The following is a 16,215-nucleotide window of genomic DNA, read 5'->3' as shown; positions in this document are numbered from 1 at the left end:
TGTCCAAAGCATTGCTATTACATTGAAAAGCCCCGCGTCAAGGGCAAGAGTCGAGGAGAGTGAACATGGCCAATCCGCTGTATCGCAAGAACATCATCTCTATTAACGATCTCAGCCGTGAAGATCTGGAGCTGGTGCTCAGCACCGCCGCCAGCCTGAAAGCTTACCCGCAGCCGGAGCTGCTCAAACACCTGGTGATCGCCAGTTGCTTCTTTGAAGCGTCTACGCGTACCCGCCTGTCGTTTGAGACCGCCATCCAGCGCCTGGGGGCTTCGGTGGTCGGCTTCTCCGACAGCAGCAACACCTCCCTCGGCAAAAAGGGCGAAACGCTGGCCGATACCATCTCGGTGATCAGCACCTACGTTGATGCCATTGTGATGCGTCATCCGCAGGAAGGCGCTTCCCGTCTGGCCGCTGAATTCTCTGGCGGGATCCCGGTGTTGAATGCCGGTGACGGCTCGAACCAGCACCCAACCCAAACGCTGCTGGATCTGTTCACCATCCAGGAAACCCAGGGCCGCCTGAGCAATATCAATATCGCCATGGTCGGCGACCTGAAATATGGCCGCACCGTGCATTCACTCACCCAGGCGCTGGCAAAATATGAAGGGAACCACTTCTTCTTCATCGCGCCAGACGCCCTGGCAATGCCGAGCTATATCCTGAAGATGCTGGACGAAAAAGGCATCTCCTACAGCCGCCACAACAGCATTGAAGAAGTGGTGCCGGAACTGGATATTCTGTATATGACCCGCGTGCAGAAAGAGCGCCTGGATCCTTCCGAATACGCCAACGTGAAGGCGCAGTTCATCCTGCGTGCGTCTGACTTGGCCGGAGCCCGGGACAACATGAAGGTGCTGCATCCGCTGCCGCGCATCGACGAGATTGCCATTGAGGTGGACAAGACACCGTATGCCCACTATTTCCAACAGGCAGGCAACGGTATTTACGCCCGTCAGGCGCTGTTGGCACTGGTTTTAAACGCAGAATTGGCTCTTTAAGGGGGAACCGTCATGACTCACGATAACAAACTCCAGGTTGAAGCGATCAAGTGCGGCACGGTAATCGACCATATTCCGGCGCAAATCGGCTTTAAGCTGCTCTCGCTGTTCAAACTGACCGCCACCGATCAGCGCATCACCATCGGCCTGAACCTGCCCTCCAAAGAGCTGGGCCGCAAGGATTTGATCAAGATCGAGAACACCTTCCTGACCGAGCAGCAGGCCAACCAGCTGGCGATGTACGCGCCCAAGGCTACGGTCAACCGTATCGATAACTATGAAGTGGTGCGCAAGCTGACGCTCAGCCTGCCGGATCATATCGACGGCGTACTGACCTGCCCGAACAGCAACTGCATCAGCCGTAGCGAGCCGGTGGCCTCCAGTTTCAGCGTCAAATCCCATGCTGGGGAAGTGCACCTGAAGTGCCGTTACTGCGAGAAAGAGTTCGATCATCAGGTGGTGTTACAGACGGACTAAAATTGGGGGGTGGCGCTGTCAATCTGGCGGGCACCCTTTATAATGGTGCGTCGTAGGGGCGCTGCATGCTGCGTCCATGTGAGTTTACGGCGGGCCGACTCGCCGTTTGAACAACAACAGGATATCAGGAGAAAAAATGTCACGTAATATCAGCACTGAACTCGCGCCAGCCGCCATTGGTCCTTACGTGCAGGGCGTTGACCTGGGCAGCATGATCATCACCTCCGGCCAGATCCCGGTCGATCCGAAAACCGGTGCCGTACCCGATGACGTTGCCGCTCAGGCGCGCCAGTCATTGGCCAACGTGAAGGCGATCGTGGAAGCCGCAGGCCTGAAAGTGGGCGACATCGTTAAAACTACCGTTTTCGTCAAAGACCTCAACGACTTCGCTACCGTTAACGCGGCCTATGAAGCGTTCTTCACCGAGCACAACGCCTCGTTCCCAGCGCGTTCTTGCGTTGAAGTGGCACGTTTGCCAAAAGACGTGAAAATCGAGATCGAAGCCATCGCCGTTCGCCGTTAATCGGCAACCCGGTACGATCGAATGCGGCCAGCCTTTGCTGGCCGTTTGTTTTTTCATCATCATCAATCTGAAACATTCATCCGCAAAATCACTCTCGTTCAAAACCACGGGTTAGATGGGTTCTACAAGCTCGTCAAATGTTCTGGTTTGACCAAGGTGCGTTCTCCCTCACCCCAACCCTCTCCCCAAGGAGAGGGAGCCAGTTCAGTGCTGTTGTCAGGTGTAGGAGTCAATCTGTGACATGTTCCGTCCCCCTTCCTAAAGTTAGGGAGCCAGATCGGTCTTGTAGTCGAGTGCGGGAGTAAAATTGTGGTTCGTTCAGCGCTGTCGCTATCGTCGGGCACAAAGTCCAATCTGTGGCACGTTAGGTCCCCTCTCCCTGTGGGAGAGGGTTAGGGTGAGGGGTCACTTCAGACGCGCAAAGCCCGCTTCCAGATCGGCGATCAGGTCGTCAATATTCTCAAAACCAATATGAACACGCACTAATGTGCCGCTAAAGTCCACCTTGGCTGCCGGGCGGATCTCGTTCAATTCTTCCGGCTGGTTGGCCAGGATCAGCGATTCAAACCCGCCCCACGAATAGGCCATGCTGAAATGCTCAAAATGGTCCAGATAGTGGGCAACCTGCTCATTGGTCAGCCGTGCTTTCAGCACAAAAGAGAATAACCCGCAGCTACCGCTGAAATCCCGCTGGAAGAATTCATGCCCTTTACAAGAAGGCAGCGCCGGATGGTTGACCCGCTCCACCTCTGGCCGCGCCGCCAACCATTCGGCAATGGCGATACTGCTGATCTCATGCTGCTTGAGGCGCACACCCAGCGTTCTCAGGCCACGGCTACCGTTATAGGCGGTATCCGCGTCGGCCATTTGCCCCATCAGGTAGGAGTTTTCACGCAGTTGGTCCCAGCAACGAGCGTTCGACACGGCGGTACCCAACATGGCGTCGGAATGGCCAATGATGTATTTGGTTCCGGCCTGAATAGAGATATCCACGCCAAAATCCAGCGCCTTGAACAGAATGCCCGCCGCCCAGGTGTTATCAATCATGATGACGATATCTGGGTTCACGGCCCGAGCAGCCTTCACCATCGCCGGAACGTCCTGAACTTCCATGGTAATAGAGCTAGGAGATTCAAGGAACAGCACTTTGGTATTGGGCTGGATCAACTCGGCAATCCCGGCACCGATCAGCGGGTCATAATAGGTGGTTGCCACGCCCAGCTTGCTCAGGATCTTGTTGCAGAAATCCTGCGTCGGCTCATAGGCGGCTCCGGTCATCAGGATATGATCGCCACTGGCAACAAACGCCAGGATAGCATTAGTGACAGCCGCCGCCCCACAAGGGTAAAGCGAGCAGCCTACCCCGCCTTCCAGCTCGGCCATCGCGTCCTGGAATGAGAAATGCGTCAGGGTGCCGCGACGCCCGTAGAATAGCTCACCTTTAGCACGGTTGGCGGTGGCAAACTTTTTGGCCTTCACCGTATCAAAGGTTAAGGAAGAGGCGCGTTGGATCACCGGGTTGACCGATCCTTGGGTGAATCGAGGCTTACGGCCAGCGGTGACCAGGGCGGTTTCTATTTTTTTAGCTGTCATAATCTGCCTGCTATTTATCGTCAATCAATAAAGTAGAGCGATATCCTTCACCTTTCAAGCTGAAGCTTGATAACGATAAAGCTCTCACCAAGGAAAGCAACGGGGACGGCAATAGCGGCCATCCCCTGTCAGGATTATTGCACCTTTACGGCGCGCAACAGCGTTTCCAGCGGGTACACCGCCGCAATCACCACTTCATCCCGGATCTGTGCTGCCGCACCCAACTGTTGCTGAGCCTGTTCCGCCTCGTCTTTACTCAAAGGCTTCCCTTGCTGATAGCGTTCCAACAGCATCAAGCCCAGATCGGCCAACGCGCTGACATCCTGTACCACCGGTGCCAAATCCTTCATCACCACGTTACCGGCTATCACCTGCTTCACCGGTGCACCGTTACGTTGCCAGCGTTGCAGACGTTCACGGATCGCCTCCGCCGCTGCCCGATGGTTCTTGTCTTTGAGCAACAACGCCACCTGCTGATCGAGATCGCGTACCGCCGCACTTTCCGGTGGGATGGCATCGGCAAAGCGGTTCAGCGGCTCAAATTGATGGTAATTACCTGCCTTGAACTTCAGGTGCTGACGGGTGTAATACTGCCCCGGCTCCACCGCTTCGGCCAAGACCTGCAATGGGGTGATATCGACGCTGTTAGCTAAGCGGGTAAACTCGCGCGCCGTTTCAGCGTGCTGTTGCAGGCCAACAGACACCACCGACCAGGCATCTATCGCCGCCAGGCGTTGGTACATATTGTCCTCGTTGGTCACATCCTTGGCCGACCACATACGTTCCGCTACGGCAAAGGTTCTTGGCCACAGCTTGAGATCGAGCACCGGTGCGCGGATGTTTTCCGCCCAGAAGGCGGCTTCGCCCCCCAGAATATTGGCCTGATGCTGCTCATCCGGCACCACCGGCATCACGCCCGCCGGGATCGCCGTCAATTTACTGCCGCTGGTTGGGTAGCGCACGTTGCCCACCAGCGTGTAACCGCTCAATTGGTCCTGCTGCAAAGTAAATACCGGACGTGTGTCACCCATCCAGGTATCAATGCGGAAGGTCACCTGTTCTGGCGTACGCCACTCGATATCCCGTACAGCACGGCGCGATTTGTCTTTGAAATCGATAAAGCCACGCCATCCCTGCTTGCCTTCGATCAGCGTGAAGGTGCCTTCCACCGGGCTCCCCTTGAAACGCGGCATGCTGAACTGCCAGCTCTGCGCCTGCTCCCCCGCCTGCACGTTGGTATCTACCCCCAGCGGCTGCGGCAAAATTTCATTGCGATAGTGGTAGGCGGTGCTGTGCGGCTGATCGAGATAGAAACCGGTGGAGAGAATGCCTTGATAGCCATCCTGGGCGCTGGCCCCTAGCGAATCTGGCCCACGCCAGGATTGGATCACGATGGTGCGCGGCAAGGTCGGATGGTAAATCTCATCCCAACCCACCATGCGGCGCTGATGCTTTTCGAGGATCTTTTCCAGCTTCTGGTTGAAGAAAGCCTGCAGCGCATGGGCATCCGCCAGCTGGTTCTGCTGCATAAACGCCTGGATGGTTTTGGACTCTTTCCACTGGGTGGCATCCACCTCATCCCCACCGATATGCAAGTAAGGATCGGGGAAGATCGCCACCAATTCGCCGATGATGCTGTCGACAAACTGATAAACCTGGTCGTTCGAAGGATCGAGCGTGGGCTTGTGGACACCCCAGTGGCGTTCCATCTGATACGGCCCCAGCGCGCTGAGCAGCTCTGGGTAGGCAACGGCAATGGTAGAAGCATGGCCCGGAAGATCGATTTCTGGCACCACCCGGATACCCCGCGCCGTGGCATAGGCGACTACCTGCTGCATCTGTTCACGGGTGTAGAAATGACCGTCACTGGCCAGTTGCTGTAGCTTTGGATAGTGCTCGGAAGCAAAGCGCCAGCCCTGATCGTCGGTTAGATGCCAGTGGAATACGTTGAGTTTAGCGGCCGCCATGCCATCAAGCTGGCGCAGAATATCCTCGACCGGCAGGAAATGGCGCGCCGAATCCAGCAGCACGCCGCGCCAAGGGAAACGCGGGACGTCGGTAATAAACACCTGCGGCATGAAAGTGTTTTCACCGTCGGTCTGCACCAGTTGCAGCAGCGTTTCCATGCCGCGTAGCGCACCGAAGCGAGTGTTGGCCGTCAGCGTCGCGCCCTGCGATGTCACCTTGAGCTGGTAGCTCTCATCGCTATCCGGTAACGGCTGGGCTGCAACCTGGTGTTTGATGATGATGTTGATCGTTGCCGCCTGGTTTTTCTCGCCCTGTGGGGCCAACGTCCAACCGGTTTGCCGTTCCAGGCGATCGCGCCAGCGAGCCTGCGCTTCGCTCAAGTCATCGCCCTGAACGTTGAACGATAAGCGGTAATCCAGCACCAGCTTGCCTTGCGGCTGAGCTAACTCAACCTGCTGCGGCCAGGGCATCAGCGGCAGATCGCCAGCCGGTTTAGCCAGCGCATTAAGGGAAAATAACAGCGAAGAAGCCAGTAGCGTATAACTGAAGGGTTTGTGCATCGGAAATTCCTCAGAGGAAAAATCAATCTAGCCAAGGAAGTAGATAAAGACCGAGCCGGAGGGAGATGTCCAACCGCAGGGGCAAAACGGTGCGATGGATCACAAATTGATTTGGTGGTGAGGAGATTTCCCTCCTCACCTCACCACCAGCAAAATTACTGCCAGCCATACCGGCGGACAAACCAGCCTTTCACGCACTGGGTCAGCACCATGTAACCCGCCAGGATCAGCACCAGCCAAGGGAAATAGCTCAGCGGCAACGCCTGCAGCTGCAGGAAGCCCGCCAGCGGCGAGAAGGTCAGGCCGATACCGACTGCGATCACCGCCAACGTCATCACGCACAGCGGCCAGGATGGGCGGCTCTGGATAAACGGAATTTTGCGCGTACGGATCATATGGACGATCAGCGTCTGCGACAGCAGTCCTTCCACAAACCAGCCGGACTGGAACAGCGTCTGCATTTCCGGCGTATTGGCCTGGAACACGTACCACATCAGGGCAAAGGTCAGCACGTCAAAGATCGAGCTGATCGGCCCAAAGAACACCATAAAGCGCCCCAGATCGCCAGAGTTCCAACGCTGTGGCTTGGTGATCTGATCGTCATCGACGTTATCGAACGGGATGGCAATCTGCGAAATATCGTACAGCAGGTTCTGGATCAACAGATGCAGCGGCAACATCGGCAGGAAGGGTAAAAAGGCGCTGGCGATCAGCACGCTGAAGACGTTACCGAAGTTGGAGCTGGCAGTCATCTTGATGTATTTCAGCATGTTGGCAAAGGTGCGGCGGCCTTCGATCACCCCCTGCTCCAGCACCATCAGGCTTTTTTCCAACAGGATGATATCTGCCGCTTCCTTGGCGATATCCACTGCAGAATCTACCGAAATACCGATATCCGCTGCACGCAGTGCCGGGGCATCGTTGATACCGTCACCCATAAAGCCCACCACGTGGCCCTGCTTACGCAGCAGTTGGACGATGCGCTCTTTGTGCAGCGGCGTCAGCTTGGCAAACACCGTGGTACGCGCCGCCGCGGCGACCAGCGTGGCGTCATCCATCAGTTCGATCTCGCTGCCACGCAGGATATGCTCCGCATCCAGCCCCACGTCCTTACACACCTTGGCGGCGACCAGTTCGTTGTCGCCGGTGAGGATTTTGACGGTTACACCATTCTTTTTCAGCGCAGCCAACGCCGGTGCGGTGCTCTCCTTCGGCGGATCGAGGAAGGCGATATAGCCTTCGAGGATCAGATCCGATTCATCCGCCACGCCATACTCATGATCCGTCGCTGGCAGGATCTTGTTGGCCACCGCCACCACGCGCAGCCCTTGCTGGTTCAGCTCGTCGGTAACACGGCGGATACGCGCCAGCAGCGCTTCACTGAGCGGGATCACTTCATCTCCCTGCCGCACGTGGCTACAGATCGACAGCATCTCTTCCAGTGCGCCCTTACAGATTAGCTCGTGGTATTGCGCCTCTTTGGCAACGACTACCGACATGCGGCGACGTTCGAAATCGAACGGGATCTCGTCCACTTTGCGGTAATGCTGCAACGCGTCCGGCTGCTGGCTTTCGTCGGCACAGGTCAGCACCGCCACATCCAGCAGGTTTTTCAGCCCGGTCTGGTAGAAGCTATTCAGCCAGGCGTAGCGCAGCACCCGCTCGCTGTTAGCACCAAACACGTCGGTATGGCGCTCCAGCACAATTTTGTCCTGAGTCAGCGTGCCGGTTTTATCGGTGCACAGTATATCCATCGCGCCAAAGTTCTGGATCGCGTCCAGACGTTTGACGATCACCTTCTGGCGCGACAGCTTGACCGCCCCTTTCGCCAAAGTAGAGGTGACGATCATCGGCAGCATTTCCGGCGTCAGCCCCACGGCCACCGAGAGCGCAAACAGCGCCGCTTCCCACCAGTCGCCTTTGGTAAAGCCGTTAATCAGCAGCACGATCGGCGTCATCACCAGCATGAAGCGGATCAACAGCCAGCTTACTTTGCTGATACCGGCCTGGAAGGCGTTGGGCTGCTCATCCTGGCTGGTCACCCGCTGTGCCAACTGGCCGAAGTAGGTTTCGCTGCCGGTGCCGATCACCATGGCCAGCGCGGTACCGCTAACGACGTTGGTGCCCATGAAGCACAGGTTTTGGCACTCCAACGGATCGCTCACCTGGCTACGGGGATCTGCCACTTTTTCTACCGGCAGTGACTCACCGGTCAACGCTGCCTGGCTGATAAACAGATCCTTGGCAGACAACAACCGCAGATCCGCCGGGATCATATCCCCAGCCGATAGCTTGATGATATCGCCCGGCACCAACTGTGAGATCGGCAGTTCGCTATGCTCGCTTTTACCGGTATGCGCATCGCTGCGGTACACCGTTGCGGTGTTGCTGACCATAGCCTTCAGCGCGTCCGCCGCCTTGTTGGAGCGGGCTTCCTGGATAAAATGCAGTAACGTGGAGATCAGCACCATCAGCCCAATCACCAGCGCGGCAATCAGATCTTCGGTGGCGTAGGAAATCAGCCCCAGTACGGTCAGCAGCAGATTGAACGGGTTGCTGTAGCAGTGCCACAAATGCTTCCACCAACTTTCAGCAAGCTGGTTTTCGATGGTGTTGCTACCAAACTGGCCGCGGGCGGTTTCTGCTTCCTGCTCGGTGATGCCTTCCGGGTGGCTGTTGAAACGCTCATACAGTTGCATCGCGCTGGCGGCGGCACATTCCAGACGTTGTTGCGCCAAACCGGCAGGCAACTCTTGCGCCGATCCACTGACGCTTTCCAACAGCGCATCACGCCGCACCAGACGGCGTGGCAAATTGCGGCTGAGCAGACCCAGCAGCCGACGGGGGATTTGTTTTAATTTCATCGTTCGCACCTCATTGCCCAGCGCCTCACGGCAGTGGGTGAACGGCGGATCGGCTCGCTGGCTTGATTTTCGGACGCGCCAAAAATCCTCCGCCGGAGCAGATCACTGATTTTCAATCACAACAGAGGCGAACTATCGAACAAGTGCCGCTGCTTACCTAAACCGGTAAAACAGCAACGCAGAGCGGAGAGGTTTTACCGGGGAACCGAATGAGTAGTGTCGGGGCTCGGATCAGGATCCATTCAGGGATTTACCTCAGGTCAAAGAAAAAGTGGGAACGGCAAAGGCGGCCATTCCGTTTTGCAACACTATGGGCTGCGCACCAAGATCCGCGCGTTAAAATGCGCTATGGTAGCGAGCATAAGTGGGATGTTGTAAGTTTAAGCCTCATAACCTAAACGATAAGTAAACCATGCAAAACCGGCTGACAATCAAGGATATCGCCCGCCTGAGCGGGGTAGGCAAGTCTACCGTCTCACGCGTGATGAATAACGAAGGCAGCGTAAGCCCGCAAACCCGTGAACGGGTGGAGGCGGTGATCCGCAGCCAGGGGTTTACCCCATCAAAATCGGCGCGAGCCATGCGCGGCCAGAGCGACAAAGTGGTCGCCATTATCGTTTCCCGTCTGGATTCCCCTTCGGAAAATCAGGCCGTGCGCACCATGCTGCCGCTGCTGTATCAGCAGGGCTTCGATCCGATCGTGATGGAAAGCCAGTTTGAAACCCGGCTGGTAGAGGAGCACCTCAACGTACTGCGCCAGCGCAACGTCGATGGCGTGATCCTGTTCGGCTTTACCGGCCTGACCGCTGACATGCTCAAACCATGGCAGGAAAAGATGGTGGTAGTCGCCCGCGAATATCCGGGGATCTCCTCCGTTTGTTATGACGATGAAGGAGCCGTGAAACTGCTGATGCAGCGCTTACGCAAGCAGGGTCATAGCCATATCAGCTACCTTGGCGTACAGGAGTCCGATGCCACCACCGGGATGCGTCGTCATCAGGCCTATCTGGATACCTGTCGCGAACAGAAGATCTCACCGGTCGTGGCGCTGGGAGAACTGAGCTATCAGAGCGGCTTCCAACAGGCCGCCAACGTGATTGAACCGCAAACCACCGCGCTGGTGTGCGCCTCCGATACCATCGCGCTAGGTGCGATGAAGTACCTGCAACAGCAACAGATTACGCCGATCCAGGTGTGCGCCATCGGTAACACTCCGATGCTCAACTTCTTGTTCCCAGAGACATTTTCCGTTGAATTAGGTTATGGCACCGCTGGGCAGCAGGCGGCCCTTCAACTGCTGGGCCAGTTGAGTGGTGAACTGAGCATCCGCCAAATCATTATCCCCTGCAAACTTGCCTGACAACGGGCGCACCATGCGGCGCCCCCTTCGTATCGTAGCCAGCATTCGTTGTGACGCTACCTGAGGCTTTCTTGTTCGTTTTGTGATCCTTACCGCAAGTTGGGAACGTTCCCATTTAATAACCACGGCCAAGTGACTAAGCTTAAAAACATCAATACCTCTGAGCCTCACTGATAACAAAGGTGCCATAATGAGCAAAGTTCAGCAGCAGGACATCGATCGCCTGATCGTGCTGGTGGGTGGCCGCGAGAATATCGCCACCGTCAGCCACTGCATTACCCGCCTGCGTTTCGTCCTTAACGATCCCGCCAAGGCCAAGCCGAAAGAGATTGAGCAGTTGCGCATGGTCAAAGGCTGCTTCACCAACGCCGGGCAGTTCCAGGTGGTGATCGGCCCCGAAGTCGGTGATTACTATCAGGCGTTAATCGCTGCCACCGGCATCAACGAAGCCGATAAAGAACAGGCCAAGCTGGCCGCCCGCCAGAATATGACCTGGTTTGAACGTGGCATCTCCCACTTCGCCGAGATCTTCTTCCCGCTGCTGCCAGCCCTGATCAGCGGCGGTTTGATCCTGGGTTTCCGCAACGTGATCGGCGATATCCCGATGTCCGGCGGCCAAACGCTGGCCCAGATGCACCCCGCCTGGAAAACCATTTACGACTTCCTGTGGCTATTGGGCGAGGCCATCTTTATGTTCCTGCCGGTGGCCATCTGTTGGTCAACGGTGAAGAAGATGGGCGGTACCCCGGTGCTCGGCATCGTGATGGGGATCACCCTGGTCTCCCCGCAGTTGATGAACTCCTACCTGCTCGGCCAGCAAGTGCCGGAAGTGTGGAACTTTGGCTGGTTCACCATTGAGAAAGTGGGCTATCAGGCGCAGGTGATCCCGTCGATCCTCGCCGGTATGGCGCTGGGCTGGATCGAAACCCGTCTGAAAAAGATCGTGCCGGATTATCTGTATCTGGTGGTGGTGCCGGTGGTTTCTCTGCTGCTGGCCGTGTTCTTGGCACACACGCTGATCGGTCCGTTTGGCCGCATGATCGGTGATGGCGTAGCCTGGGCGGTGAAGTGGGTGATGACCGGTAGTTTTGCCCCAATCGGCGCGGCACTGTTTGGCTTCCTGTATGCACCGTTGGTGATCACCGGGGTGCATCAGACCACGCTGGCCATCGATATGCAGATGATCCAAAGCATGGGCGGCACGCCAGTCTGGCCACTGATTGCCCTGTCCAATATCGCGCAAGCCTCGGCGGTGCTGGGCATCATCATCGTCAGCCGCAAGGCCAACGAACGTGAAATTTCCGTACCGGCCGCCATCTCCGCCTACCTCGGCGTGACCGAGCCGGCTATGTACGGTATCAACCTGAAATATCGCTTCCCTATGCTGTGCGCGATGATCGGCTCCGCCTTCGCAGGCTTGATTTGTGGCCTGACCGGCGTGATGGCCAACGGCATCGGCGTGGGCGGCCTGCCGGGCATCCTGTCTATCCAACCGCAGTTCTGGCTGATCTACTCCGTAGCTATCCTGGTGGCCGTAGTGATCCCGCTGCTGTTGACCATGATGGTTTACAAACGCAAAGCGAGCCGCGGCGAGTTACCGGTTTAAACTGAAAGGTATTTTTTTATGAGCAATATCATCCCTTGGTGGCAGAACGGCGTTATTTATCAAATCTATCCGAAGAGCTTCCAGGACAGCACCGGTAACGGCTATGGCGATCTGGCTGGGGTGACACAACGGCTGGACTACTTGCAGGAACTGGGCGTCGATGCCATTTGGCTGACGCCGGTCTATGTCTCGCCCCAGGTCGATAATGGCTACGACGTCGCCGATTACTGCGCCATCGATCCGGCCTACGGCACCATGGCCGACTTCGAACACCTGGTGGCGCAGGCCCATCAGCGCAAGATCCGCATCGTAATGGATATGGTGTTTAACCACACCTCCACCGAGCATCCGTGGTTTAAGGCCGCGCAGGATCCTGCCAGCCCGCTACGCCAGTTCTACATCTGGCGCGATGGCGAAGGTGATGCCTTGCCCAACAACTGGCGTTCCAAATTTGGTGGTAGCGCCTGGCAATGGCATGCCGACAGCGGCCAATATTACCTGCACCTGTTTGCTACCGAGCAGGCCGACCTGAACTGGGAGCACCCGCCGGTACGCGAAGAGCTGAAAAAGGTGTGCCAGTTCTGGGCAGATAAAGGCGTGGACGGGCTGCGTCTTGACGTAATCAACCTGGTGTCCAAACAGCAGGACTTCCCAAGCGATAGCCAAGGCGATGGCCGCCGTTTCTACACCGACGGCCCGCGCATTCACGAGTTTTTGCAAGAGATGAGCCGCGACGTGTTTCAGCCACGCGGCCTGATGACCGTGGGCGAGATGTCTTCAACCTCGCTGGAGCATTGCCAACAGTATGCGGCGCAAAGCGGTGCCGAGCTGTCGATGACCTTCAACTTCCACCATCTGAAAGTAGACTATGCCAACGGGCAGAAGTGGACGCTGGCCGCGCCGGATTACGTCGAGTTGAAGCAGATTTTCCACCACTGGCAGCAAGGCATGCATAACCGCGCCTGGAACGCGCTGTTCTGGTGTAATCACGACCAGCCGCGCATCGTTTCGCGCTTTGGCGACGAGGGCGAACTGCGAGTCACCGCAGCCAAGATGCTGGCAATGGTGCTGCACGGTATGCAGGGCACGCCGTATATCTATCAGGGTGAAGAGATCGGCATGACCAATCCGGGCTTCCAGCAAATCGAAAGCTATCGCGATGTGGAAAGCCTGAATATGTACGCCGAACTGCTGGCTCAGGGAAGAAACCAAGACGAACTGTTGGCTATTCTGGCCAGCAAATCACGGGACAATGGTCGTACGCCGATGCAGTGGGACGCAACAGCCCACGCTGGCTTCACCACCGGTACACCTTGGATTGCCTGTGCAGAGAACTACCCGCAGATTAATGCCACGGCAGCATTGGCCGATCGGGATTCGGTGTTTTACGCTTATCGCCATCTGATCGCCCTGCGCAAGCAGTATCCGCTGCTGACTCACGGTGACTATCAGGATCTGGCCCCGGCTCACCCGGCATTGTGGTGTTATCAACGGAGTTGGAATGGGCAACGGTTGCTGGTCGTTGCGAACCTGAGCCACGAACCTTTGGCATGGGATGCCGCCGGCGTTGAGTTTTCTGAACTGTGGCGACCGCTGATTAGCAACTATATGGATGCTGCCGAGCAGCCACGGGCCGGAGTTTTGCGGCCTTTCGAAGCAAGTTGGTGGCTGCTGGAGTCCTGATGGGTCACCGGGAGTTGTTTGCTACAACCAATACATAATCTTTTTAAAAATCATGATTTTGTATGGCTTGAACAATGAAATTGGCGCTGAGAACACTTCCTCTGTGACTCAGCGCCAGGCAGAGGCCAAAAGGCAGCGGATCTAACCGCAACGCCCTGCCATTGAATCATATATTAAACACGTAGTACCTGACCTTTATTATTCCCCGTATAAATAAGTCACCCGGCACAATTACACTTAACTCACCTATATTTCTTCCCAAATCATTATTACGCTATTTCAGGCGTAAAAAGATCTGCATCCAAGATTAAAATGTGAAGGATATCCCAAATTGCAAATAGATTTATTTCACGCTGTAAAAAAAACATGCAATAATAGGTTAAAACCAGATTAAAAACATAACTAAATAATAAATATAACTATTTTAATTAAACCACCAGACTGATTTTTCCCATCGGCCTTTTTACCTCTCGTGAAATGGAGCACTCTTTATGACCATCAAAAGGAAGTCGATATTTATAGTCAGTGGTTTATTCGCCGCCGGATTGACCGGCTGTGACAATAATGACACCCAGATTACTCCGAGTAATCAGGCGGAGCTGGAGAGCAGAAATATTCCCACGCTTACCGTCGATGGGCTGAAATTTAAAGATCTGAATAAAAACGGCCAGCTAGACCCTTATGAAGACTGGCGTCTTGATAGCGCCACCCGCGCCCGCGATCTGACCGCCCGCATGAACGTGGAAGAAAAAGCCGGTGCCATGATGCATGGTACCATTGGCCTCGATGGTGCTGGCCGCGTCGATATCAGCGCCGCCGAAGAAGATGTGAACCAACGCTTCGTCAACACCTTCATTACCCGCATGGCGGGCGATCCACAGCATATTTCCGCCGATAACAATGCGCTGCAGGAAATGGCCGAGAAGTCTCGCCTCGGTATTCCAGTGACCATCAGTACCGACCCACGCAACCACTTCGTTAACGATCCGAATGCCACCAGCGTCGCGGCAGGCAGTTTCTCACAATGGCCAGAGCCGCTCGGCCTGGCGGCAATCGATGATACGGCACTGTCCAAAACCTTTGGTGATATCGCCCGTCAGGAGTATCGGGCCGTTGGGATCCATATGGCGTTATCACCGCAGGCCGACCTTGCCACCGAACCGCGCTGGGGCCGCATCAACGGTACCTTCGGCGAGGATAACCAGCTCGCCAAACGCCAGGTGCAAGCCTATATCGAAGGCTTCCAGCATGGTGACAAAGGCCTGACCCAAGACAGCGTCATCACCGTAGTAAAACACTTTGCCGGTGGCGGTCCACAGCTTGGCGGGTTGGATCCGCACAATATCTTTGGCAAAGAGCAGGTCTATCCGGGCGATAATCTGGAATACCACCTTGTACCGTTCGAAGGGGCATTTGCCGCCAATGTGGCCTCGGTGATGCCCTATTACGGCCAACCGATCAACCTGTGGTACAAGGATCAGCTGATTGAAGAAGTAGGCTTTGGCTTTAACAAGCAGGTGTTGACCGAGATGCTGCGTGGCCGCTTTGGCTTTACCGGCGTAGTGCTGAGTGACTGGGGCATCCTGGAAAGCTGCGAAGGTAAATGCGCCACCGGCATCAGCGATGCCGACATCGCCGCCGGAGTCTCGCCTTGGGCTGCCGGGATCGGCATGTCGTGGGGCGTTGAGAATCTCACCCGCCAGGAACGCGTAGTGAAAGCGGTGGAAGCCGGTATCGATCAGTTCGGCGGTACCAGCGATCCTAGCGATCTGATAGAAGCCATCAATCAGCAACAGCTGCCGATCGCCGCCATCGACGCTTCCGTCACACGTATTTTGCAGCAGAAGTTTGAGCTGGGGTTGTTTGAGAAACCTTACGTGGACGAAGCCAAAGCGGTGAAAATCGTCGGTAACGCCGAATTCCAACAGCAAGGGGATGACGCACAGCGCCGTGCGCAGATCCTGTTGCAGAATAATAATTCCCTGCTGCCATTGGCGCTGAGCGGCAAAAAGGTGTTCCTGCATAACGTCAACGCTACCGTGGCGGCACGCTATGGGCTGGAAGTCGTCGCTACGCCGGAAGAGGCGGAGATCGCCATCCTGCGAGTCGATACGCCGCATCAGAACGATCCGCACTACCCGTTTGGCGTTTCGGTCAACTTTGGTCAGCTGGGCTTTGACGATGCCGAAACCGTGGTGCTGGATCAGAAAGCTGGCACTTACAGCGGCAGTGAAGACTATAGACTGATCAAACAGGTGAAGGCGCTCAACCTGCCAACGGTGATTTCCGTTTACCTCGATCGTCCGGCGATCCTGACCAACATCGTGGATAAAACCGACGTACTGCTGGCCAACTTTGGCGCATCCGATGAGGCGGTGCTGGATGTGATCACCGGCAAGAGCAAGGCACAGGGTAAGTTACCGTTTGAGCTGCCATCCAGCTGGCAGGCGGTGCTGGATCAGAAAGAGGACGTGGCGCACGATTCTGTCGATCCTCTGTTCCCAATCGGCGCGGGTATTCTGTAATACGGCCCTCACCCCAACCCTCTCCCAAAGGGAGAGGGAGCTGATAGCCCCTGCT

General features: G+C 56.2%; 10 protein-coding genes. 7 read left to right on the top strand and 3 right to left on the bottom strand.

Annotated features, from left to right (window positions below; genetic code table 11):
- Nucleotides 1–65: 65 nt before the first annotated feature.
- The 3 genes from pyrB (at nucleotide 66) to ridA (ending at nucleotide 2,001) form a co-directional block, all read left to right on the top strand.
- On the top strand, nucleotides 66–1,001 hold the full coding sequence (pyrB, locus tag KGP26_RS02950; protein WP_218519928.1) for an aspartate carbamoyltransferase: 936 nt from the start codon (nucleotides 66–68) through the stop codon (nucleotides 999–1,001).
- 12 nt (nucleotides 1,002–1,013) lie between these two features.
- Nucleotides 1,014–1,478 (top strand): aspartate carbamoyltransferase regulatory subunit, encoded by a 465-nt coding sequence (gene pyrI / locus KGP26_RS02945; RefSeq protein ID WP_021807800.1) that lies wholly within the window; start codon nucleotides 1,014–1,016, stop codon nucleotides 1,476–1,478.
- Nucleotides 1,479–1,614: 136 nt separating this feature from the next.
- A complete protein-coding gene (gene ridA, locus KGP26_RS02940) occupies nucleotides 1,615–2,001 on the top strand; it encodes a 2-iminobutanoate/2-iminopropanoate deaminase (RefSeq protein ID WP_021179099.1) in 387 nt (128 codons plus the stop codon).
- Nucleotides 2,002–2,406: 405 nt separating this feature from the next.
- Here ridA and metC read toward each other — a convergent pair whose 3' ends face one another.
- The 3 genes from metC to mgtA all read right to left on the bottom strand — a co-directional run bounded on the left by metC (nucleotide 2,407) and on the right by mgtA (nucleotide 8,986).
- Complete coding sequence (metC, locus tag KGP26_RS02935) at nucleotides 2,407–3,594, bottom strand: cystathionine beta-lyase (RefSeq protein WP_021807798.1); 1,188 nt, start codon at nucleotides 3,592–3,594, stop codon at nucleotides 2,407–2,409.
- 134 nt (nucleotides 3,595–3,728) lie between these two features.
- Nucleotides 3,729–6,122 carry a beta-N-acetylhexosaminidase gene (locus KGP26_RS02930; protein ID WP_223664988.1) on the bottom strand — a complete coding sequence of 798 codons (2,394 nt, stop codon included), beginning with the start codon at nucleotides 6,120–6,122 and terminating at the stop codon, nucleotides 3,729–3,731.
- Between the two features lie 155 nt (nucleotides 6,123–6,277).
- Nucleotides 6,278–8,986 (bottom strand): magnesium-translocating P-type ATPase, encoded by a 2,709-nt coding sequence (gene mgtA / locus KGP26_RS02925; protein ID WP_021807796.1) that lies wholly within the window; start codon nucleotides 8,984–8,986, stop codon nucleotides 6,278–6,280.
- A 412-nt stretch (nucleotides 8,987–9,398) separates the two neighbouring features.
- On the opposite strand from mgtA, the gene treR reads away from it, so the two are divergent.
- The 4 genes from treR (at nucleotide 9,399) to KGP26_RS02905 (ending at nucleotide 16,160) form a co-directional block, all read left to right on the top strand.
- On the top strand, nucleotides 9,399–10,346 hold the full coding sequence (treR, locus tag KGP26_RS02920; protein WP_021807795.1) for a trehalose operon repressor TreR: 948 nt from the start codon (nucleotides 9,399–9,401) through the stop codon (nucleotides 10,344–10,346).
- Nucleotides 10,347–10,536: 190 nt separating this feature from the next.
- On the top strand, nucleotides 10,537–11,952 hold the full coding sequence (gene treB / locus KGP26_RS02915) for a PTS trehalose transporter subunit IIBC (RefSeq protein ID WP_021179093.1): 1,416 nt from the start codon (nucleotides 10,537–10,539) through the stop codon (nucleotides 11,950–11,952).
- An 18-nt stretch (nucleotides 11,953–11,970) separates the two neighbouring features.
- Complete coding sequence (gene treC / locus KGP26_RS02910) at nucleotides 11,971–13,635, top strand: alpha,alpha-phosphotrehalase (protein WP_209554800.1); 1,665 nt, start codon at nucleotides 11,971–11,973, stop codon at nucleotides 13,633–13,635.
- Nucleotides 13,636–14,126: 491 nt separating this feature from the next.
- Nucleotides 14,127–16,160 (top strand): glycoside hydrolase family 3 N-terminal domain-containing protein, encoded by a 2,034-nt coding sequence (locus tag KGP26_RS02905; RefSeq protein ID WP_209524221.1) that lies wholly within the window; start codon nucleotides 14,127–14,129, stop codon nucleotides 16,158–16,160.
- Nucleotides 16,161–16,215 lie beyond the last annotated feature (55 nt).

Origin of the sequence: Serratia sp. JSRIV002 (assembly GCF_019968725.1) — a bacterium.
Classification (GTDB): domain Bacteria; phylum Pseudomonadota; class Gammaproteobacteria; order Enterobacterales; family Enterobacteriaceae; genus Chania; species Chania fonticola_B.
The sequence above is the reverse complement of the archived record's forward strand: the minus strand, read 5'-3'. Positions and strand labels throughout refer to the sequence as shown.